Genomic DNA, 22,134 nt, shown 5'->3' with positions numbered 1-22,134 from the left:
CGCCCACCCACCCCGTGCGCCTCGGCTGCCCTGCGCCTTAGGCGGTGCCTTGGGGAACCTGCGATCGAGTATTTGCCGCAGAGTGATGAGGCGGGGCGCGCGGTCCTCGACCGTCGTTGAGTATTTGCAACAAGGTGAGCGGGAATGGAGTGCATGCTTCCAACCGCGCGCATCTTTGTGCCCTAAATATCCTCGGGGGTGAATTTGCGCAGCAAAGAGGGGGCCCGAGGGCCCCCTTCTTCCTGTCCGATTTGCCCGCGGTCAGCGTCCGCGGATGCGGGGATCCAGAGCGTCGCGTAGTCCGTCACCGATATAGTTCACGCTCAGGACCGTCAGCGAGATGAACACGCCCGGCAGCATCGCCCGCGAAGGATATTGCTGCAGGTAGTCGATCCCGTCATAGACAAGCCGGCCCCAGGTCGGGAAATCGGGGGGGAAGCCCATGCCGAGGAAGCTCAGCGCGCTTTCGGTAATGATGGCGGTGGCGATCATCAGCGTGGCCGAGACCATGACCGGCGACAGCACGTTGGGCAGGATGTGGCGCAGGATCAGCCGGCGGTTCGGCGTGCCGATCGAGCGTGCGGCGAGGACGTATTCGCGCTCTTTCAGGGCCAGCACATCGCCGCGCACGACGCGGGCAGTTCGCATCCACGAGGTGATGCCGATGGCCGCGACGATCAGCAGGAACATCCCCGTCTCGACCCCGAACACTGCCGAGAGCGGCTGGCGGAACAGCATCGACATGACCAGCAGCAGGGGCAGCAGGGGCAGGGCGAGGAACAGGTCCGTCAGACGCATCAGCATGCCGTCCGCGCGGCGGAAGTAGCCGGCGGCGACACCAATCAGCGTGCCGATGAAGATCGACAGCAGCATGGCGACGATGCCCACCGCCAGCGAGACCTGACCCCCGGCCATCATCCGGGCCATGATGTCTCGGCCCAGCTGGTCGGTGCCGAAGGGATGGGCGAAGCTCATGCCCTGGTTGCGCGAGCGGATGTCGATATAGGTCGCGTCATAGGGCCAGAGCCAGGGCCCGACGAAGCAGAACAGCAAGATCAGGATGAACACGAGCGAGCCCGCGAGTGCGCCCTTGTGCACCTTGAACTGGTCCCAGACATCCCACCATTGGTTGCGGGGCGGCCGGATCTTGGCCGTATCCTTGGGGGCGGTGGCGTCAGTCATAGCGGATCCTCGGGTCGAACACCGCGTAGAGCAGGTCGGCAATCAGGTTGAAGAGCACGATCAGGATGGCGAACACGACGGAGAGGGTCAGCACCATCGGGATATCCGAGGCATAGATCGCGGTGATCAGCAGCTGACCGAGGCCGTTCACGCGGAAGATCTGCTCGGTGATGATGGCGCCGGTGAAGATCTGCGGGATCCCCAGCGCGATGACGGTGATCACCGGGATCATCGAGTTGCGCAGGACGTGGACCAGCAGGACGACATTCTCGGTCATGCCCTTGGCGCGGGCGGTGCGGACGTAATCCTGCGACAGGTTGTCCAGCATCGAGGCGCGCATGAAGCGGGTGATCTGCGCCGCGTTGTAAAGCGTCAGCACGAAGACCGGCATGGCCATCTGCCTCAGCTGCGTGAGGAAATCGCCCCAGCTGTCGACGACCAATGTCGTGTCGTAGATGATCGGGAACCAGCCCAGCCAGATCGAGAAGATCAGCATCAACAGCGGGCCGGTGAAGAAGGTCGGCAGCGAGAAGCCGACCATCGACACGAAGGTGCCCGCCTGGTCGAACCAGCTGTACTGGCGATAGGCCGACCAGATGCCGATCGGCAGGGCCACCAGAATGCCGAAGATGTAGCTCAGGCCCACGACCCACAGCGTCTGCGGCAGGCGCTGCGCGATGATGTCGCCAACCGGCGAGCGGGTCTGGAACGAGATGATCCGTTGCCCTTCCAGCGCCAGCCAGTCGAGGCCGGTCATGTTGGCCAGCACATGGCTGGGTTCCACGACCGAGAACAGGTAGAGCCACTTCACGAAGCGGGTGTACCAGGGTTCGCCCAGACCCAGCGCGAGGCGCATCTGCTCGCGCACTTCGGGCGGGATGGTGAGGGGCATGTCTGCCATCGGGTCGCCGGGCGAGAGTTCCAGCAACAGGAAGATGGCGAGAGCGATGAACAAAAGCGTCGGGATTGCCAGCAGCAACCGTCGCAGGGTGTAGTTGAACATGGGGTTCGGCGCCTTGGTTCAGCGTTCCGTCAAATGGGCCCGCCCCTTTTGCCTGGGGCGCGGGGCGGACCCGGTGAGTGTCAGATCGTACTCAGATCACTCGGTGCGGTACCAATCGGCGATGTTCCACAGGCCCGAGTCCCAGGTGTTCAGCGCAACGCCGCCCAGGGTGGTCGAGTGGGCATCGACGCGGCCACGGTGGACCAGCGGGATGATGACGAAGTTCTGCATCAGCATGTCGTTGAGTTCACGCGCGATGCGGGCACGCTCGTCGATCGAGGCGGTCTGCGCCAGCTGCAGGTGCAGCTCGTCATAGGCCGGGTCACAGTAGCGGTTGATGTTCTCGCCCTGCCACTGGGTCGACGGACGCGGCTCGCGGCCACAACGGTAGGCGCCCAGATACTGCTCGGGGTCGGTGCCGTTGAAGTTGTTCGCGTACATCTCGACGTCGGCATAGAACTTCTGGAAGGTGTCCGGCGAACCGGGGTCGCCACCGAAGAAGACCGACGAGTTGATGTTGCGCAGGTTGGCTTCGACGCCGATCTCGCGCCACCACTGCTGGATCAGGGCCTGGAAATCCTGACGCACGGCGTTGGTCGAGGTCTGGTAGTCCAGAACCAGGCGGCGGCCGTCGGCGTTCACGCGGATGCCGTCACCACCGACCGTCCAGCCGGCCTCGTCCAGCAGCGCGCGGGCACCGTCGAGGTCCTGCACCATGCAGGCGTCGTTGGCGTCCGAGGCGAAGGCGGGCGGGGCGGGGACCAGGTTACAGGTCACCTGACCGGCCTGACCATAGCCGACTTCGACCAGCAGTTCGCGGTCGATGGCCATCGACAGGGCCTGACGCACGCGGATGTCCGACAGGACCGGGTGCGGCGCTTCCAGCGTCGAGCGGACTTCCGGCGCCAGATCCGGCGACGGGTCGGTCAGGTTGACTTCGATACGCTCGACCAGCGTGCCGAAGGCCGACACGGGCATACCGCGACCGCCTTGAGCCATCGTGTCGATGACATCGGGGGCCAGCTGCAGGTTCCAGGCGTAGTCCATCTCGCCGGTTTCCATCACCGCGCGACCGGCCGAGGCCGCGTCACCGCCGCCCTTCAGGGTCAGCGTGGCGAAATGGGGCAGCATGGGATCGCGATAGTTCGGGTTCGCTTCCATCTGGATCACGTCGTTCGGACGGAAGTCCACGACGCGGAAGCCGCCGGTGCCGATCGGATAGAAGTTGGCTTCGGTGCATTCCGGAGCGCGGGCGCCAAGGCAATCCGCGAACTGGGCGGCTTGCAGGACCGGCGACTGGGCGGTCACGAAGGGCAGGTAGGGCACGGGCTTCGGCACGGTGAAGTGCACGATCACGGTGCGGTCATCGACGACTTCGACATTGTCGACGTCGTTGAAGAACGAGGCCTGCGCGCAACCGCCTTCGGGATGCATGCAGTATTCCGCGGTGAAGGCCACGTCAGCCGAGGTCACCGCCGTGCCGTCCGACCACAGAAGGCCTTCACGCAGGGTCCAGGTGATCGACATCAGGTCTTCGGCCACGCCGCCGTTTTCCACGGTCGGGATCTCTTCGGCCAGCCAGGCAACCAGCTCGCCGTCTTGGTTGTAGCGCGCGAGCGGCTCCAGCACGATCGACGAGGCTTCGACGTCCTTGGTCCCGCCCGAGAGGTACGGGTTCATGATGGACGGCGCCTGCCAATAGATGATGTTCAGGTGCCCGCTGTCCCCACGCTCGGCCGCGGCCGCAAGCGGCATCAGCGCGAGGGTGGCAGCAGCCCCGAACAGGGCCATTCTGCTTTTCATTAAACCTCTCCTTGTTGGGTTTGTCATATTGTGCTCGACCTCACATGCCGCCGGTTCAGCCGGCGGTCTGGGGTTTCGTCACCAGGTGGCAGGCCACGTAATGGCCGGGCGCCGCTTCGATGGTCTCGGGCTCCACATCCTTGCAGAGGTCCATGACCTTCGGGCAGCGCGTGCAGAAGTTGCAGCCCTTGGGCGGGTTCGCGGGCGAGGGCACATCGCCCTTCAGCACGATCCGGTCCTTGCGCGCCTCGAGCGAGGGATCGGGCTCGGGCACGGCCGAGAGCAGGGCCTCGGTATAGGGGTGCAGGGGGGCGTCGTAGAGGCGCGACACCGGCGCCAGCTCGACGATCTTGCCCAGATACATCACCGCCACGCGATCGGCGATGTGACGCACCATCGACAGGTCGTGCGAGATGAACAGATAGGTCAGGCCGAACTGGTCCTGCAGTTCTTCCAGCAGGTTCACCACCTGCGCCTGGATCGACACGTCCAGCGCGGCAATGGGTTCGTCACAGACGATGAACTTGGGGTTCAGCGCCAGCGCGCGGGCGATGCCGATCCGCTGCCGCTGACCGCCCGAGAAGGCATGCGGATAGCGATTGGCGAAGTCGCGGTTGAGACCCACGGCGTCCATCAGCTCGTAGATCCGCTCCAGCTTCTTGGCGCGCGACCAGTTGGTATGCTCGTCCAGCGGCTCGCCGATGATGCCCGCCACCGTCATGCGCGGGTTGAGCGAGGCCTGCGGGTCCTGGAACACCATCTGCATGCTGGGACGCTTGCGGCGCAACGTTTCCGGCGGGAGGGTGGCGATGTCGTCGCCGTCGATGCGGATCGAGCCCGCGGTGGCCTCGTAGAGGCGCAGCACGGCGCGACCGGCGGTCGACTTGCCACAGCCCGATTCGCCCACCACGCCCAGCGTCTCGCCCTCGAAGATGTCGAACGAGACGCCGTCCACGGCCTTCACCGCCCCGACCTGACGGCGCAGAACGCCGCCATAGATCGGAAAGTGCATCTTCAGGTCGCGAACCTCGACCAGCTTGCGTTTCTGCTCGCTCATGCCGGGGTCTCCGTGACGAGGGCGGCATCGGCACTGCGATGGTCCCAATGGCAGGCCACGTCATGGCCGGGGTCGATATCGCGGCGCGCCGGGTTCTCGGCGGCGCAACGGTCAAAGGCATGGACGCAGCGCGCCATGAACGGGCACGAGGTCGGATGACGGCCCAGCATCGGCGGCTGGCCCTCGATCACGCGCAGCTTGGCATCGCGGGTGCCGTGCATCTTCGGCATCGTCTGCAGCAGCGCGCGGGTATAGGGATGCGCCGGGTTGCGGAAGACTTCGCGCACCGGGCCGTGCTCGGCCACCTGACCGCCGTACATGACCATCACGCGGTCGGCGATGCCGGCGATCACGCCCAGATCATGGGTGATCCAGATGATGGCCATGCCCAGCTTTTGTCGAAGCTCTTTCACCAGCTCCAGGATCTGCGCCTGAATGGTCACGTCGAGGGCCGTCGTCGGCTCGTCCGCGATCAGCACTTTCGGGTCACAGGCCAAGGCGATGGCGATCATCACCCGCTGGCGCATCCCGCCCGAGAACTGGTGCGGATAATCGTCAAGGCGACGGCGGGCATCGGGGATGCCGACCAGTTCCAGAAGCTCGACCGCACGGTCCCGCGCGGCGGCCTTCTTCAGGCCCATGTGCTTCTTCAGAGGCTCGGTCAGCTGGAAGCCGACGGTGAACACAGGGTTCAGCGAGGTCATCGGATCCTGAAAGACGAACCCGATGTCCTTGCCGCGAATTTCGCGCAGGCGGTCTTCGCCGATCTTCAGCAGGTCCGTGTCGCCCAGCAACACCTGACCTTCGCGCACCTCGGCGGGTGGCGAGGGCAGGAGGCCCAGCAGCGACATCATCGTCACCGATTTGCCGGACCCGGATTCGCCCACGACGCCCAACAGCTCACCCGGCTTGAGGTCAAAGCTGACGGAATTCACGGCGTGTACTTCGCCCGATCGGGTACTGAAAACCGTCTTCAGGTTCTTGACCTCAAGAACCGGACTCGCGCCCTCTGTCATGCGCGTCTCCCCGTTAGTTTTTATCTACCGGTCAGTTTCTGACTCGGCGTTTGTTTCGTCGAGCTTGGCAATATTCGGATCATCGGGCAAGCCTGAATATGTGCTGTTATACGCTTGTGGAATGACGTCACTTGCCCACAGATTGAGCAAAATCAGAACCGAACCCCCTGATTCTGCATAGCGGGTGCCAGCCCATTGCAGCTTTCTTGGGCTTGACCTCTGTATTCGGCCACGGCGAGGATGCGCCGGGTAGCAGGCGGAGAACCTCCATGACGAACCCCGACGGCGCAGTGCTGAACCCGCGCCAGATTCTTGAAACCCTCGTGGCTTTTCCGACGGTCAGCCGCGACACCAACCTGCCGCTGGTCGACTGGGTGGAGGGCTATCTGACCGCTCAGGGCATCCCCAGCCACCGGGTGATGTCGCCCTGCGGGACCAAGGCGCATCTCTATGCGCAGGTTGGCCCCGACGCGCCGGGCGGCGTGATTCTCTCGGGCCACACGGATGTGGTGCCGGTGGACGGGCAGGCCTGGACCTCGGACCCGTTCACGCTGGTCGAGAAGGACGGCAAGCTCTACGGCCGGGGCGCCTGCGACATGAAGGGCTTCGACGCGCTGGCGATCTGGGCGCTGGTCAAGGCGGCCAAGGCGCCGCTGGCCAAGCCGCTGCAGCTGGCCCTTTCCTTCGACGAGGAAGTCGGCTGCATGGCCGTCGTCGATCTGGTCGAGGCGATGATCGCCTCGGACCTGCCGCGAGCGGAATCGGTGATCGTGGGCGAGCCCTCGATGATGAAGGTCGTGACCGGCCACAAGGGCGGGGTGGGCGTGAAGGTCCATGTCCACGGCTTCGAGGTGCATTCCTCGCTGCAGCCCTACGGCGTCAGTGCCGTGATGGAGGGCGCGCGCCTCATCCAATGGTGCAACGACATGAACGCGGCCAACGCCGCCTCGGCCCCGCCCAATCCGCTGGCCGCGCCGTTCGATCCGCCGTTCTCGACGCTGCATGTCGGCGTGATCTCGGGGGGGACCGCGCATAACATCACCGCCAAGGATTGCGAGTTCCTGATCTCGGCCCGTCAGGTGCCGGGCGATACCGGCTGGGGCGACAAGATCGTCGCGGCCGCCCGCGAGGTGGAAATCGGCATGAAGGCGATCCGCCCCGAGGCCTATATCGAGCTCGACAGCACCTTCGGCGTGCCGCCGCTGGCGCCTGAGATGGGTGGCCCGGCCGAAACGCTGGCCCGTCGCCTGACCGGGGACAACGGCGAGCACGTCGTCAGCTACGGCACCGAGGGCGGGCAGTTCCAGGTCCGTGGCTATTCCGCCGTGGTCTGCGGACCGGGCGATATCGCGCAGGCGCACCAGCCGGACGAATACCTGACGCTGGAGCAATTCGCGGCGGGCGAGGTCTTCATGGACAAGCTCATCGAGGATCTCTGCCGTTGAGCCGTGTTCTGCTGATCGGCCATGGCTACGACGCGCCGTTCCCGGACCGGGTGCGGCTTTTCCTGCAAGCGCAGGGCCGCGCCTATGACGAGATCGCGCCCTGCAACGGTGACGCCTTGCCCGAGAGCTTCGACGATATCGCGGCGGTGGTGATCTACGGCGGCGCGCAGGAGATCTACCAGACCGACCTCTACCCCTATCTTGCCGACGAGCACGCCTTTACCCGGCGTCTCGTCGCGGCGGATATCCCGGTGCTGGGCCTGTGTCTGGGCGCCCAATGCATCGCCTATGCCCATGGGGCCGAGGTCACGACGCGTTCCGATTCTGCCTATGAATTCGGCTATTACGACGTGACCCCGACCGAGGCCGGACATGATTTCCTGCCCGATGGCCCGGCGCGGATGCCGCAATGGCATTGGCATTACGCCGCGCTGCCGGAGGGCGCCGAGCTTCTGGCCCATAGCGAGCTGTTCCCGACTCAGGCGTTCCGGCTTGGCTCGGCCTACGGGTTCCAGTTCCACCCCGAGGTCACGCCCGAGATCATGCGCTTTTGGCAGGACCTCGACGGTGCGCCCTATGGCCGTCCCGGCAGCCAGACCCGCGATGAGCAGGATCGCCATCTGGCCGAGCAGGACGCCCGCATCGACCGCTGGTTCAACGCCTTCCTGACGGAGTTCTTCGCATGAACGCCTTCCCCTTCACCGCCAATGCCACGCCGGAATATCTGGGCTATGTGCCCGAGGCGGCGGATGTGGTGGTGATCGGGGGCGGCATTGCCGGGATCAGTGCGGCGTGGGAGCTGGCCGGCAAGGGCCTGCAAGTCGTGCTGTGCGAAAAGGGCCGGGTCGGGGCCGAGCAATCGGGCCGCAACTGGGGTTGGATCCGCGTGCAGGGCCGGGACCCGGCCGAGATCCCGCTGATGCTGGAAGCCCGCCAATTGTGGGAGCGCTGGTCGGAACGGCTGGGGCGCGACCTCGGGTTCAAGCGCAGCGGTGTCACCTATCTGGCCGATACCGACAAGGATCTCGAAGATTTCGAGGCCTGGATGGCCCATGCCCGAGAGTATGAGCTGGACACCAGGATGGTCTCGGCCGCCGAGACGGGAAAGCTGATCAAGGGCGCGGCTGCGGACCGTTGGAAAGGTGCGCTGCACACCGCCTCGGATGCGCGGGCAGAGCCCTGGGTCGCCGTGCCGATGATCACCCGTGCGCTGGCGCAGGCGGGCGTGACGATTTGCGAGCATTGCGCCGTGCGGGGGCTGGATATTCAGGGCGGGCGTCTGGTCGGCGTTTCGACCGAGATCGGGCCGATCCGCGCCGATGCCGTGGTGCTGGCGGGCGGTGCGTGGTCCTCGTTGTTTCTGCGCGCGCATGGGCTGACTTTGCCGCAGCTGTCGATCCTGTCGTCGGTCTGCGCGACCGATCCGTTGGACACCGCCTTCGACAGTGCCGCCGCCGATGGCCGCATCGGCTTCCGCCGCCGGGCGGATGGCGGGGTGACGCTGGCGGCGTCCTCGGCCCATACGATGTTCATCGGGCCCGATGCCTTCCGCCACCTGCGCCCGTTCTGGCATCAGGCGCGGGAGAATTATCGCAGCACAACGTTCAAGCCGTGGTCGCCGCGCAACTGGCCCGACAGCTGGCGCACCCCGCGCAGCTGGTCGCCCGAGGAAGCCACCCCGTTCGAGGCGATGCGCGTTCTGAACCCGACGCCAGACGCCGCCGCGCTGAACAAGGCCCTCGACGATTTCGCCCAAGTCTTCCCCAAGATCGGCAAGCCGGGTGTCCGCGCCCGCTGGGGCGGGATGATCGACAGCTTGCCGGATGTCGTGCCTGTCATCGACCGCATTGCCGCGCTGCCCGGCCTTGTGGTCGGCACCGGCCTGTCGGGCCATGGTTTCGGTATCGGCCCCGCCGTCGGGCGGGTGCTGGCCGACCTCGTGACCGGCGAAGACCCGCGCCATGACCTCAAGCGTTTCCGCTTCTCGCGCTTCAGCGACGGCAGCACGCTGAAGCCGGGGCCGGCTCTCTGAGCCCTCTTGCCCGGCGGAAAAATCCGCGCCACCTTCACATGTGAAGAAAATCCAAGGAGTCGCCATGCCCGTCCGCAACCGTCTTGCCGAGATGCATCCCGAGATCACCGCCTGGCGGCATGACCTGCACGAACACCCCGAGCTGATGTACGACCTGCCGCGCACCGCCGGCGTGGTCGAGGGCAAGCTGAAGGAGTTCGGCTGCGACGAGGTGGTGCCGGGGATCGGCCAGACCGGTGTCGTCGGCGTGATCCACGGGCGCAAGCGTGGCTCGGGCAAGGTCATTGGTTTTCGCGCCGATATGGACGCGCTGCCGATCACCGAGGCGACGGGGCTCGATTACAGTTCGAAGACGCCGGGCAAGATGCATGCCTGCGGCCATGACGGCCATACTGCGATCCTGCTGGGTGCCGCCAAGTATCTGGCCGAGACGCGGAATTTCGACGGCACCGTGGTGCTGGCCTTCCAGCCCGCCGAAGAGGGCGGGGCCGGTGGCAAGGCGATGGTCGATGACGGGCTGATGGACCGCTGGGGCGTGCAGGAGATCTACGGCCTGCACAACATGCCCGGCGAGCCGGTCGGCAAATTCGCGATCCGCGAGGGGGCGCTGCTCGCCTCGGCCGATGAATTCGAGATCAAGGTGACCGGGCGCGGCGGCCATGCCGCGATGCCCCATGCCGCAATCGACACGACCCTCGTGGCCAGCCATATCGTCATCGGCTTGCAATCCATCGTCGCGCGCAACATCGACCCCTTGGGCTCGGTCGTGGTCACGGTTGGCAGCTTCCACACCGATTCGGTGGTCTCGAACGTGATCGCGCATGAGGTCACGCTGAAGGGCACGGTCCGCACTTTGGACCCCGAGTTGCGCAAACTGGCGCATGAGCGCATCATGGCCTTGGCCCCGGCGACCGCCACCGCCTATGGCGCCTCGGCCGAGGTCGATTACCGCTGGGGCTACCCGGTGACGATGAACCACCCCGAGCAGGCCAAGTTCGCCGCCGATTGCGCGGCCGAGGTCGTGGGCGAGGCCAATGTCGAGCGCGACACCAAGCCGGTGATGCCCGCCGAGGACTTCGCCTTCATGCTCGAGGCCCGTCCCGGCGCCTATATCTTCCTCGGGAATGGCGACACGCCGATGTGCCACCACCCCGCCTATCGTTTCGACGACGACGCCATCCCGGTCGGGTGCAGCTGGTTCGTCACCCTCGCCGAACGCCGCATGCCGCTGGAGTAAGACAGATGCCGATCAAGAACCGTTTCGCTGAACTTCTCCCCGAGATCGCCGCCTGGCGTCAGGATTTCCACGCCCATCCCGAGCTGCAGTTCGACCTGCCCAAGACCACTGCCAAGGTCGCAGCCCTGCTGCGCGACTTCGGGGTCGACGAGATCGAGGAGGGCGTCGGCCGCTCGGGCATCGTCGCCGTGATCCATGGCCGCGAAAGCGCCTCGGGCAAGGTCATCGGCTTCCGCGCCGATATGGACGCGCTGCCGATCATCGAGGCGACCGGCCTGCCGCATGCCTCGACCCATCCCGGCAAGATGCATGCCTGCGGCCATGACGGCCATACCTCGATCCTACTCGGCGCGGCCAAGTATCTGACCGAGACGCGCAATTTCGACGGCAAGGTCGTGTTGATCTTCCAGCCGGCGGAAGAGGGCGGCGGCGGCGCCAAGGCGATGATGGCCGAGGGGGTCATGGACCGCTACGGCGTGCAGGAGATCTACGGTCTGCACAATAACCCCGGCACGCCGGTGGGCTCCTTCGAGATCAAGGAAGGCCCGCTGCTGGCCGCGGCGGATTTCTTCGAGATTATCGTGAAGGGCAAGGGTGGCCACGGCGCGCAGCCGCATGTCTGCTTCGATTCGACCCTCGCGGCTTCGGCGGTGGTGATGGCGCTGCAACAGATCGTCTCGCGCAATGTGGACCCGCTGCAGCCGGCGGTCGTCTCGCTGACGGGCTTTGCCACGGATACGATGGCGCATAACGTGATCCCGGCCTCGGCCAAACTGACTGGCACCGTGCGCACCTTCCATGTGCCGACAAAGGAGCTGGTGCGCGACCGCATCAAGGCGGTGGCCGAAGCGACCGCGGCGGCTTACGGCGCGACGATCGAGTTCACCTATGGCGACGGCGTGCTGCCGACGATCAACGCGCCCGCCGAGACCGGCCATGCGATCAAGGCCGCCGAGGCCGTCGCGGGCAGCGTTAACACCGATGTCACGCCGTCGATGGGCGGCGAGGATTTCTCGGAAATGCTGGCCGTCCGTCCGGGCGCCTTCATCCTTCTGGGCAACGGCGATTCCGCTGATCTGCACCACCCGCATTACGAGTTCAACGACGAGGCGATCCCGGCCGGTTGCAGCTGGTTCGCCACCCTGGCCGAGCAGCGCATGCCGATTTCGGCCTGAGCGCCGCCGCCTGAGACAGAGAGAGAAGACAATGCCGGTCAAGAACCGTTTCGCCGAATTGCTGCCCGAGATCACCGCGTGGCGGCGCGACTTCCATGAGAACCCTGAACTTCTGTTCGACACCCATCGTACCGCCGGCATCGTCGCCGAGAAGCTGCGCGAATTCGGCTGCGACGAGGTGGTCGAGGGCATCGGCCGTACCGGCGTCGTGGGCGTGATCAAGGGCCGCGCCACCGGCTCGGGCAAGGTGGTGGGGCTGCGCGCCGATATGGACGCGCTGCCGATCTTCGAGGCCTCGGGCGTCGAGCATGCCTCGAAAACGCCGGGCAAGATGCATGCCTGCGGCCATGACGGCCATACCGCGATGCTGCTGGGTGCCGCCAAGTATCTGGCCGAGACGCGCAATTTCGACGGCACCGTCGTGGTGATCTTCCAGCCCGCCGAAGAGGGAGGCGGCGGCGGCAAGGTCATGTGCGACGAAGGCATGATGAACCGCTGGAACATCCAAGAGGTTTACGGCATGCACAATTGGCCGGGCCTGCCGACGGGTCAATTCGCCATCCGGCCGGGGGCCTTCTTCGCCGCGACGGATACCTTCGTGATCAAGGTCGAGGGCAAGGGCGGTCATGCCGCGAAGCCTCACGAGACGGTCGACACCACGGTCGTCGCCGCGCATCTGGTGACGGCGCTGCAGACCATCGCCAGCCGCAACCATGATCCGGTGCAGAATCTCGTGGTCTCGGTTACCTCGTTCCAGACGGAATCGCAGGCGTTCAACGTGATCCCGCAGCATGTAGAGCTGCGCGGCACAGTGCGCACCATGGACCCTGACACCCGAAAGCTGGCCGAGGTTCGGATGAAGGCTTTGGCCGAAGGTGTCGCTGCTGGCTTTGGTGCCAAGGTCGAGGTCGATTGGCGTCCGGGCTATCCGGTCATGGTCAACGCGCCCGACCAGACCGATTTCGCGGCGTCGGTGGCGACGAAGGTCTCGGGCTCCTGCGCCGAGGCGCCGCTGGTCATGGGCGGCGAGGACTTTGCCTATATGCTGGAGGAACGGCCGGGCGCCTATATCCTCGTCGGCAATGGCGACACGGCGATGGTGCACCACCCGGCCTATGATTTCGACGACAACGCGATCCCGGCAGGCTGTTCGTGGTGGGCCGAGATCGTCGAGCAGCGCATGCCGGCGTGACGGGGGGAGCGGCCTGAGGGGGTGCGGCTTCTTCTGGACTTCCTGCGAGAGGTCTTGGCGCAACAACGGGCCGATGCCCCTTGGCCCGGAATCAAGCGCGAAGCGCGCCGGGCCAGCGCCCGTCCGCCCCCTCGGGCGGGCGCTTTTGCAACGTTACACTGCAATGACACGGTCATGCAGATTTGGCACGATAAAGTGCGCTAATCCGATGTTGCAGCGCCCACCCGCGGACGGTCGCTGGCCCTCGGTTTCGTTGAGGTCGTTCCGGGGTATTTCCGACAAGGTGAGGGATCAGTCGGGCTTGGCCTTTTCCGCCTTGACCTCGGCCCAGGCCTGTTCGGTCAGCTGATCCAGAACGGCGGCGCGGCCGAAGGCCTTTGCGGCGGCGGGTTTCTGGCGCAGCCAGTCGGCCGTGACCATGGCAAGCTGCTGGTTCAGGCGCCGCTGTTGCGCCTCGCCCCAGCGGCGATGGGCCATCCGCGCCTTGATCATCGCCGGGTCGTTGGCCTGTTCGTCCGGATCCAGCGGCGCTTCGGCATTGCGCAGGGCGGCGACGGCCTGCTGCAGGCGGTTGCGCGATTGCGAGACGGCGGCGAGTTTGGCCAGCTCGGCCTCGCGCTTCATCTTCGCCAGCTCTGCCAGCCGTCCGAGGTTGCGCGCCTGTTTGCTGTCCATCTGTCGGCTCCGTTACGATTTCCAGGTGCCACGGGCCATCGCCTTGAGGCGCATGGCCTCGGCGAAGCGGATCGCGGCGGCGACCGGGGCGTAATGCTCGGGCGTGATTTCCTCGCCGATCTTGATCGTCGCATAGAGGGCGCGGGCGGTGGGCGGATCGGAATGGATCGGCACACCGGCCTCGTTGGCCTTCTCGCGGATGCGGGCGGCGACTTCGTCCACGCCCTTGGCCACACAGACCGGGGCCAAGGCGCCATTCGGTGTCCATTTCAGCGCCACGGCGTAGTGCGTCGGGTTGACGATGACCACGGCGGCCTTGGGCACATCCGCCAGCATCTGGTTCATGGCGATTTCCTGCGCGCGCTGCCGGCGCTGGCCCTTGACGAAGGGGTCACCCTCGGACTGCTTGTGGTCTTCCTTCAGCTCCTGATGCGACATGCGCTGACGGCGTTTGTGATCGAACGATTGCCAGAAGAAATCGAGCCCCCCGATCACCAGCATGATCAGCACCACGAGGGCCATGAACTCGACCATCATGCGCATCAGGGCCAGGGTCGCCTGACCCGGGCTGGCACCGATGGTCGACACCAGCGTCGGCAGGCGCGAGAGCAGGAACAGCCACAGCAAGGTGGCATAGATCACCAGCTTGACCGAGGATTTGGCGAATTCCACCAGCCCCGAGATGCCGAACTTGTTCTTGGCGTTCGACAGGGGCGAGATGCGGGACAGTTTCGGCTGCAACTTATCCGGAGCGAACACGAGACCCTTCATGGCGATGAGAATGGCAAGGACGATGAAACCGGGGACGATCAGTGCCGGCGCCATGGCGATGCCGACGTTGCGCAGAATGGTGCCGCCCATGGCCGTGCCGCCATCCAGCAGCAAGGGCCCGAGGCTGTCGGCGCGGGTGAGCAGGCCTTGGCCCAGCTCACCGATCCGCGGGGGGACCCAGCCGCCGGGCAACAGGACCAGCAGCAGGAAGGATCCGGTCGCGACGGCCGCCGTGAGGTCGGCCATGCGCGGGATGTCGCCCTTCTTGCGGGCTTCTTCGAGCTTTCGCGCAGAGGCCTCGTGCGGCTTGTCTGAGCTGTCGTCATCGCCACCCCCGCTCACGGCATCACCGATTGCGTCGTGGGATCCGACAGGACCTCAAGGAAAGCGGGCAGCCAGACCGACAGCATGATCGGCGCGGCGACGAGGAACAGCAGCATCCCGCCCAAGGTCAGGGCCGGTGCGCCGACGAAGGCCACCATGAGCTGCGGCATGGCCCGGTTGATCGCCCCGAGCGCAAGGTTGTAGAGGCCCGCGCCGATCACGAAGGGCGCCGCCAGCGAGAACCCCAGCGCGAAGGCGCGCGAGACCTGAGCGATGCCCCATTCGGCCACGGCCGAGGGCAGGGGCCATTGGCCGGGCGAGAACAGGTCGTAGGACAGCACGATGTATTGCACCAGACGCTCGGGCATCCCGGCCATGGCGGCCATGCAAAGCCCGGCCATCACCAGCACATGCGAGATCGCGGGCTGAGGTTCGGCCCCGGCACCGCCAAAGGCTTGCGACAGCGAGGTTGCCTGCGCGGCCATGGTGCCGCCGATCATCAGGACCATGAAGATCAGCCGCAGGGCCATGCCCAGCATCACGCCGATCATCGATTCCGGCGCGAGAAACAGGAACCAGCCGATCGGCCCCTCGCCGGGAACGGGGATGTCGCCGACGACGGCCGGGGTGACCACCAGCGTGGTCGCCAGCGCGGCGATGATCTTCACGCGGGCCGGCACGCTGCGCTCGCCATAAATCGGCAACAGCGAGAACATCGGCCCGATCCGCACGAAGACCAGCGCGCCGCCCAGGAACCAGGCCTGGATCTGCACGGTCAGGGCGGTCAGGGCCTGGATCAAGTCCGGCGTCATGCCGCGATCTGCCCGACGAGGGCCGGACGCGCGTCCATGCCAATTTCCTCGAAGGCCAGCACCGGCGCGCCTACGTCGCGGGCGGCCATCACCGTGCGCAGGAAGCGGCGACGGCGCGAGGGCGAGACGAGGGCGGCATGGGTGCCTTCCTCGGCCAGCTCGGCGAAGGTCTTGGACAAGGCGTTGGCCAGCTTGCCGAAATCGGCCGGGGGCAGGGCGATGTCCATGCCGCCGCGCTCGCCGTCGATCTGGTAGCGCATGAAGACCTCTTCCCATTCCGGGGCCAGCTGCACCAGCGGCAGGGTGCCATCGCGGCGCTTGAGACCGGCAACCAGCTGGAAGCCCAGACGCTGGCGCACATGCTCGCACACGGCTTCCGGCGTCAGATGCGACACGCGCAGCTCCGAGATGCTCTCGAGGATCAGGGGCATGTTGCGGATCGACACACGCTCGTCCAGCAGCAGACGCAGCACTGAGAGCAGCATGTCCACCGGCACCTTGTCGGGGATCAGCTCGTCGATGAGGCGGCGGTTGGCCTGAGCGCGGGCAGGGTCCGACAGGTTGGTCATCTCGTCCAGCATCCGGCGCAGGCCGCGCAGCGACAGCAGTCGCGCGAAGTTCATCTTCAGCACTTCCAGCAGGTGGGTGGCCAGAACCTCGGCCGGGCCGACGACGGTCAGACCGCTCATGATTGCCGTTTCCTCGTCATGCGGCGAGATCCAGCGGGCAGGGGCCGCATAGACCGGCTCGCGCACATCGGTTCCCGGAGGGGCACCGGCGCCGCCCCCTTCGGGCAGCAGGGCGAGGCGGGCGTCGGGCCGCAGCTTGTCGCGGCCTTGCTCGACCCCTTGGATGAGGATCGCGTATTCGCCGGGATTGAGGGTCGCTTCGTCCGTCAGGCGGATCTCGGGCAGGATCAGGCCGTAATGCCGCGCGACGTGGTTGCGCATGTTCATGATCCGCGCGTCGAGGCCGGTGGCCGGGTCCAGCACCATCGGCACCAGATCGGCGGCGAAGGTCACATGCACCTCGTCGAGGTCCAGCACATCGCCCAGCGAGGTCGGCTTCTCTTCCTCGATCGTCGGTTGATCCGCGGCAACCGCCTGCTTGGCGTTGTTCTTGCGGGCCCACCAGCCGGCCGCGCCAAGGATCGCGGCACCGGTGACGAAGGGCAGGAAGGGCAGGCCGGGGATCAGCGCGAAGAGGCCCATCAGCACGGCCACGGTCAGAAGGGCGGCCGGGTACTTGCCGAGCTGCCCGACCAGCGCGATGTCGGTCGCACCATTGGCACCGCCACGGGCCAGCAGCAGGGCCGCGGCGATCGAGATGACGACGGCCGGGATCTGGCCGACGAGGCCGTCACCCACGGTGAGGATGGCATAGGTCTCGAAGGCCTCGCCCACAGGCATGCCATGCACCAGCGTGCCCATCATCAGGCCGACGATGATGTTCAGCGTGGTGATCAGCAGGCCCGCGACCGCGTCGCCCTTCACGAATTTCGACGCACCGTCGAGCGAGCCGAAGAAGGTCGTCTCGGCCTGGTCCTTCTCGCGGCGGGCCTTGGCTTCGGCATGGCTGATGGCACCGGCCGACATGTCGGCATCGATGGCCAGCTGCTTGCCGGGCATGGCGTCCAGGGCGAAGCGGGCGCCCACCTCGGCCATCCGGCCCGCGCCCTTGGTGATGACGATGAAGTTCACGATCAGGATGACGCAGAAGACCACCACCCCGAGGAAGATGTTGCCGCCCATGATGAAGCTGGCAAAGCCCTGAATGACCGAGCCCGCGGCACCGGGGCCGGTATGACCCTCGCCGATGATCAGGCGGGTGGAGCTGACGTTCAGCGACAGGCGCAGCATCAGCGAGGCCAGCAGCACCGTCGGGAAGATCGAGAAGTCCAGCGGGCGCTCGATGAAGAGCGTGATGGTGAACATCAGGATCGCCAGCGCGAACGAGGTCGCGAGGCCGATGTCCAGCATCCACGAGGGCATCGGCAGGATCATCATCACGATGACCGCCATCAGCGCCATGGCCAGCAACACGGTGGGCTGGAACAGGTTCTTCACGGAGAGGTTCATGGAGCGGCCTCGAAAAGCGGACGGGCGGAGGTGAGACCCATCGGGACAAGCGATCCCGTGGCTGGAGCGGTCGCGGCGGCGCCATCGGCCAGCAGCAGCGGGAAGGTGTTGATGCGCAGCCCGCCGGGATAGGCGTCATCGGCGCGCGTGGCGACAACGGTCTCGTCGGGCAGGGGGGCATCGCGCAGGCTGTCGCGCATCTCGGCGAAGCGGGCGCGGTAGCGGTTGGCGTATTGCGGCGTGCGCGAGTGATAGGCCCCGGCGGCGCCTTCCCAGCTGCCGAACTCGTCATGCAGGCGGGCGATCAGATGCGCGGCGTAGCGGCCGGCGACCATCGGGTCCAGCAGGTCTTCGGGGCGCGAGAAATTCTCGCCGTGCCAGCGCCAGTTGATCTGGAAGCAGCCGAGATCGAACAACGGCTGCCCGCGTGCCAGAAGGCGGCGGGCGAAATCGGCGGCTTCCTGACGGGTTTCGAACCAATGGCCCTCACCCTCGGCATTTGCGGTCCAGGGCCAGGGGCGCAGACGGCCGTCGCTGCGGCGGCCGGTTTCGGTCAGGGAAATGGCGAGCATCACGTCCACGGGGACACCGGCCTCTCGCGCGGCGGCGGCGGCGGCGGCTTCGCAAAGCTCAGCGCGCGCCCAGGCTTGGGGCGCGGCGGCAAGGGCAAGCCACAGCGTGGCGATCATCAGGCGAGATTTCTTCATCGCATGTTCCGGAAAAGGGGCCGGTCGTTAGCCGCACCTTACCGAGAGCGAGGTTTATGAAGCGTTTACAGGGGCAGGCAGGAATGTGGCAAAGCGGGTGAAACCGGCGGATTGTTTCCGGCCTCCATCGGCGGTTTTCCCACGGAACTTGTGTTTACCCTTGAAAATAACAGCGATCTGTCGCATGTATCGGGGCGCTACGTTATTTCCTTCGACTTGCTGTTGGCCACCGGCCGCCTCGTGCTCGATCAAGATCTGACAGAGCCGGGCTGCCGCATACTGTGGGCAGCGCAACTCAGGAGTACACACGATGGCCAATGGCACCGTGAAATGGTTCAACGCCACCAAAGGCTACGGCTTCATCCAGCCGGAAGGCGGCTCGAAGGATATCTTCGTGCACATCAGCGCTGTTGAGCGCGCCGGCCTGCGTGGCCTCGAGGATGGCCAAAAGGTCACCTACGATCTGGAAACCAGCCGCGACGGCCGCGAGTCGGCAAGCAACCTCGCGCTGGCCTGATCGGCCACGACACGCCTTGCCGGCCCTTCGGCCCGAGGCGAAATGTCACAGTGAATTCGGGACGGGCGGTACAGGTACCGCCCGTTTTCTTTTGCCCGGTGAAATCCTGACTATGTCGGTCCGGTTTCGCTTGACACCGGGGGGGTGTTTTCAATTTTAAGGGCTCGGACCCGCTCGGTCCGCCCTCCCATTTCTGCCCCGCGACGCGGCGGGGCATCCCGGACAAAGGAACCCGCATGTCCCTTGCCCTGATCGCGGCGCTGCCTTTCATCGGCGCGCTTCTGCCCGGTCTGATGATCCGCGCCGGACGCAATGTCTGCGCTTCTCTGACCTTCGCCACCACCGCCCTTGCGCTGATCGGCCTGATGATGAACGCCCCCGCCGTCCTGTGGCGCGGCGAGGTCGTCACCGAGGGTTGGGAGTGGTTGCCGCAGATCGGCCTGAACGTCACCTTCATGCTGGACGGGCTGGGTTTCCTGTTCGCGACGATGATCTTGGGCATCGGCCTGCTGATCATCACCTACGCGCGGTTCTACCTGTCGAAAACCGACCCGATGGGCAATTTCTACACCTATCTGCTGCTGTTCCAAGGCGCCATGGTCGGCATTGTCCTGTCCGATAACATCCTGCTTTTGCTGATCTTCTGGGAGCTGACCTCGCTGTCGTCCTTCCTGCTGATCGGCTATTGGAAGCACCTCCCCGAGGGGCGTCAGGGTGCGCGCATGGCGCTGACCGTGACCGGGCTTGGCGGCTTGGCGATGATCGGGGGCATGCTGATCCTCGGCCAGATCGTTGGCAGCTACGACATCTCGGTGATCATCCAGAGCGGCGATCTGATCCGCTCGTCGGACCTGTATCTGCCGGCGCTGATCCTGATCCTACTCGGCGCCTTCACCAAATCGGCGCAGTTCCCGTTCCACTTCTGGCTGCCCCACGCCATGGCCGCGCCGACCCCGGTCTCGGCCTATCTGCACTCAGCCACCATGGTGAAGGCCGGCCTGTTCCTGATGGCCCGCCTCTGGCCCGCGCTGTCGGGCACGCCCGAGTGGTTCTGGATCGTCTCGACCGCGGGCCTCATCACCATGGTGCTGGGCGCGGTGATCGCGCTGTTCAAGGACGACCTGAAGGCGCTTCTGGCCTTCTCGACCGTGTCGCACCTTGGCCTCATCACCATGCTGCTGGGCTTTGGGACCGAATACGCGGCGACGGCGGCGGTGTTCCACATCATCAACCACGCCACCTTCAAGGCGGCGCTCTTCATGACCGCGGGCATCGTCGACCACGAGGCCCATACCCGCAACATCCGCCTGCTGGGCGGCCTGCGCAAGCTGATGCCGGTCACCTTCCTGATCGGTACGATCGCGGCCCTGTCGATGGCCGGCATCCCGCTGTTCAACGGTTTCCTGTCGAAAGAAATGATGCTGGAAGCCGCGCATGAGGAGGGGACGTGGTTCACGGTTCTCGCGACCATCGGCGCGATCTTCTCGGTCGCCTATTCCTTCCGTTTCATCGTCCATACCTTCCTCGGCCCGGTGCGCGACGATTACCCGCACAAGCCGCATGACCCGGGCTTCGGCATGTGGGTGTCGCCGGCGATCCTGGTGGTGATGGTGCTGGTGATCGGCCTGTTCCCCGCCCAGACCGTGGGGCATTTCGTCGACGTGGTGGCCTCGGCCGTCACCGGGGGCGAGATCCACACCCATCTGGCATTGTGGCACGGGGTGACGGCGGCGCTGATCATGTCGGGCATCGCGGTTGGCGTGGGCATCGTGATCCTCGCCTTCCAGCGCAGCCTCGCGCCGATCTGGGACAACGCCCGCCGGCCCGAGGCCAAGGCGATGTTCGACTGGGTCATCCACCGCGCCGCCAAGGGCGCGAATGAGCTGACCGATGCACTGCATGACGGGGCGATCTCCCGCTATCTGGGGATCTTCACCACGGTGATCCTGGTCTACGGTGCCTGGGCCTTTGCCGGTGGCGAGTTCAGTCAGGGCACGCGCCCGCTGCTGCCCATCGGCCCGGTCGAGGTGGTCTTCTTCGCGCTGCTGATGGCCGCGTCGCTGGGCGTGGTGCTGACACACCGCATGCGCTTCGTCTCGCTGATCGTGATCTCGATCTGCGGCCTCGTTGTGTCGATGACCTTCGTGCAATTCTCGGCCCCCGACCTTGCGCTGACGCAGCTCACGGTCGAGGTGGTGACGATCATCCTGCTGCTTCTGGCGCTGAACTACCTGCCCAAGGAGACCCCGGTGGAATCCTCGGGCGCGCGCCGCCTGCGGGATGGCGTGATCGCGCTTGCGACCGGGGGCGGGGTGGGGATGCTGGCCTATGCCATTCTGACCCGTGACATGAGCCTGCCGACCATCGCCGATTACCATGTCGAGAACAGCTATATCGGCGGCGGCGGGACCAACGTCGTGAACGTGATCCTCGTGGACTTCCGGGGCTTTGATACGATGGGCGAGATCACCGTGCTGGGCATCGCTGCCCTCGTGATCTTCGCCATCGTCGAGGGGCTGCTTCAAGGCCCGGCCTCGCGCCGGTTGGCCAATTGGGTGCCAGACATGGCACAGGCGCGCGACCGTCACCCGCTGATGATGGTGGTGGCCACCCGCGTGGCGCTGCCGATCGCGCTGGTCGTTGGCATGTACATCTTCCTGCGCGGCCACAACCAGCCGGGCGGGGGCTTCATCGCCGGCCTCGTCGTCGCCATCGCGCTGCTGATGCAATACATGGCCTCGGGCTTTGCCTTCAGCCAAGCGCGCCAGAAGGTGGCCTATCACGGGATGATCTCGGCCGGGGTTCTGGTCGCGGTGCTGACCGGCACGGCCAGCGTGGTGCTGGGCTGGAACTTCCTGACCTCCACCAACTTCCACGTCCATATCTGGCCCTTGGATGACATCCACCTTGCCAGCGCGGCGGCCTTCGACCTCGGGGTGTTCCTCGCCGTTGTGGGTGCCGTGATGCTGGCGCTGGCCTCGCTCAGCCGGATCGGCCGGCGCGCGGGCGAGGGCATCAACCTGACCCCCATGGACGTCGATCCCAGTGCGGCCAATCCGGTCGGGGGTGTCGACATGAGCCGTGACCTGAACCCGGAGGACCGCTGAG

18 protein-coding genes are annotated in these 22,134 nt (G+C 65.9%); 8 read left to right on the top strand and 10 right to left on the bottom strand.

What is annotated here, in order from left to right:
• Positions 1-261 precede the first annotated feature (261 nt).
• The 5 genes from BCY78_RS14095 to BCY78_RS14075 all read right to left on the bottom strand — a co-directional run bounded on the left by BCY78_RS14095 (position 262) and on the right by BCY78_RS14075 (position 6,061).
• Positions 262-1,182 (bottom strand): ABC transporter permease, encoded by a 921-nt coding sequence (locus BCY78_RS14095; RefSeq protein WP_068302976.1) that lies wholly within the window; start codon positions 1,180-1,182, stop codon positions 262-264.
• Positions 1,175-2,185 (bottom strand): ABC transporter permease, encoded by a 1,011-nt coding sequence (locus BCY78_RS14090; RefSeq protein ID WP_068302975.1) that lies wholly within the window; start codon positions 2,183-2,185, stop codon positions 1,175-1,177. The genes BCY78_RS14095 and BCY78_RS14090 overlap by 8 nt, the downstream gene beginning before the upstream one ends.
• Before the next feature lie 96 nt (positions 2,186-2,281).
• A complete protein-coding gene (locus BCY78_RS14085) occupies positions 2,282-3,988 on the bottom strand; it encodes a peptide ABC transporter substrate-binding protein (RefSeq protein ID WP_068302973.1) in 1,707 nt (568 codons plus the stop codon).
• A 55-nt stretch (positions 3,989-4,043) separates the two neighbouring features.
• On the bottom strand, positions 4,044-5,045 hold the full coding sequence (locus tag BCY78_RS14080; protein ID WP_068302971.1) for an ABC transporter ATP-binding protein: 1,002 nt from the start codon (positions 5,043-5,045) through the stop codon (positions 4,044-4,046).
• Complete coding sequence (locus tag BCY78_RS14075) at positions 5,042-6,061, bottom strand: ABC transporter ATP-binding protein (RefSeq protein WP_068302968.1); 1,020 nt, start codon at positions 6,059-6,061, stop codon at positions 5,042-5,044. Before BCY78_RS14075 ends, BCY78_RS14080 begins: the two co-directional genes overlap by 4 nt.
• A gap of 269 nt (positions 6,062-6,330) precedes the next feature.
• On the opposite strand from BCY78_RS14075, the gene argE reads away from it, so the two are divergent.
• The 6 genes from argE to BCY78_RS14045 all read left to right on the top strand — a co-directional run bounded on the left by argE (position 6,331) and on the right by BCY78_RS14045 (position 13,142).
• The gene (argE, locus tag BCY78_RS14070) at positions 6,331-7,506 is read left to right on the top strand and encodes an acetylornithine deacetylase (RefSeq protein ID WP_068302965.1); all 1,176 of its coding nucleotides are present in this window, start codon (positions 6,331-6,333) and stop codon (positions 7,504-7,506) included.
• A complete protein-coding gene (locus BCY78_RS14065) occupies positions 7,503-8,192 on the top strand; it encodes a type 1 glutamine amidotransferase (protein WP_068302962.1) in 690 nt (229 codons plus the stop codon). Before argE ends, BCY78_RS14065 begins: the two co-directional genes overlap by 4 nt.
• On the top strand, positions 8,189-9,538 hold the full coding sequence (locus tag BCY78_RS14060) for an FAD-binding oxidoreductase (RefSeq protein ID WP_068302959.1): 1,350 nt from the start codon (positions 8,189-8,191) through the stop codon (positions 9,536-9,538). Before BCY78_RS14065 ends, BCY78_RS14060 begins: the two co-directional genes overlap by 4 nt.
• Positions 9,539-9,602: 64 nt before the next feature.
• The gene (locus tag BCY78_RS14055; RefSeq protein ID WP_068302957.1) at positions 9,603-10,775 is read left to right on the top strand and encodes a M20 aminoacylase family protein; all 1,173 of its coding nucleotides are present in this window, start codon (positions 9,603-9,605) and stop codon (positions 10,773-10,775) included.
• A gap of 5 nt (positions 10,776-10,780) precedes the next feature.
• Positions 10,781-11,950 (top strand): M20 aminoacylase family protein, encoded by a 1,170-nt coding sequence (locus BCY78_RS14050; RefSeq protein WP_068302955.1) that lies wholly within the window; start codon positions 10,781-10,783, stop codon positions 11,948-11,950.
• A gap of 31 nt (positions 11,951-11,981) precedes the next feature.
• Positions 11,982-13,142 (top strand): M20 aminoacylase family protein, encoded by a 1,161-nt coding sequence (locus tag BCY78_RS14045; protein WP_068302952.1) that lies wholly within the window; start codon positions 11,982-11,984, stop codon positions 13,140-13,142.
• A gap of 291 nt (positions 13,143-13,433) precedes the next feature.
• Here BCY78_RS14045 and BCY78_RS14040 read toward each other — a convergent pair whose 3' ends face one another.
• The 5 genes from BCY78_RS14040 to BCY78_RS14020 are packed head-to-tail and all read right to left on the bottom strand — an operon-like array spanning position 13,434 to position 18,509.
• On the bottom strand, positions 13,434-13,817 hold the full coding sequence (locus BCY78_RS14040) for a hypothetical protein (RefSeq protein WP_068302950.1): 384 nt from the start codon (positions 13,815-13,817) through the stop codon (positions 13,434-13,436).
• Positions 13,818-13,829: 12 nt separating this feature from the next.
• Complete coding sequence (locus tag BCY78_RS14035) at positions 13,830-14,930, bottom strand: flagellar biosynthesis protein FlhB (RefSeq protein WP_068302948.1); 1,101 nt, start codon at positions 14,928-14,930, stop codon at positions 13,830-13,832.
• On the bottom strand, positions 14,927-15,724 hold the full coding sequence (locus BCY78_RS14030) for a flagellar biosynthetic protein FliR (protein WP_083195038.1): 798 nt from the start codon (positions 15,722-15,724) through the stop codon (positions 14,927-14,929). Before BCY78_RS14030 ends, BCY78_RS14035 begins: the two co-directional genes overlap by 4 nt.
• Positions 15,721-17,802 (bottom strand): flagellar biosynthesis protein FlhA, encoded by a 2,082-nt coding sequence (gene flhA / locus BCY78_RS14025; RefSeq protein WP_068302945.1) that lies wholly within the window; start codon positions 17,800-17,802, stop codon positions 15,721-15,723. The genes BCY78_RS14030 and flhA overlap by 4 nt, the downstream gene beginning before the upstream one ends.
• Positions 17,799-18,509, bottom strand: coding sequence for a lytic transglycosylase domain-containing protein (locus tag BCY78_RS14020; RefSeq protein ID WP_233499410.1), 711 nt, complete (start codon positions 18,507-18,509; stop codon positions 17,799-17,801). Before BCY78_RS14020 ends, flhA begins: the two co-directional genes overlap by 4 nt.
• Before the next feature lie 310 nt (positions 18,510-18,819).
• Between BCY78_RS14020 and BCY78_RS14015 the strand changes: the two genes are divergently transcribed.
• Both BCY78_RS14015 and BCY78_RS14010 read left to right on the top strand, forming a co-directional pair.
• Positions 18,820-19,026 (top strand): cold-shock protein, encoded by a 207-nt coding sequence (locus BCY78_RS14015; RefSeq protein WP_068302942.1) that lies wholly within the window; start codon positions 18,820-18,822, stop codon positions 19,024-19,026.
• A gap of 236 nt (positions 19,027-19,262) precedes the next feature.
• Positions 19,263-22,133: a monovalent cation/H+ antiporter subunit A gene (locus BCY78_RS14010; protein ID WP_068302939.1), complete on the top strand. Its 2,871-nt coding sequence runs from the start codon at positions 19,263-19,265 to the stop codon at positions 22,131-22,133.
• The last annotated feature ends 1 nt before the right edge of the window (position 22,134 follow it).

It is taken from the genome of Pararhodobacter sp. CCB-MM2, from assembly GCF_001691415.1.
In the GTDB taxonomy this organism is placed as follows: Bacteria; Pseudomonadota; Alphaproteobacteria; order Rhodobacterales; family Rhodobacteraceae; genus Pararhodobacter.
Note: the sequence above shows the minus strand (reverse complement) of the source record. Positions and strands in the feature narration are given on the sequence as shown.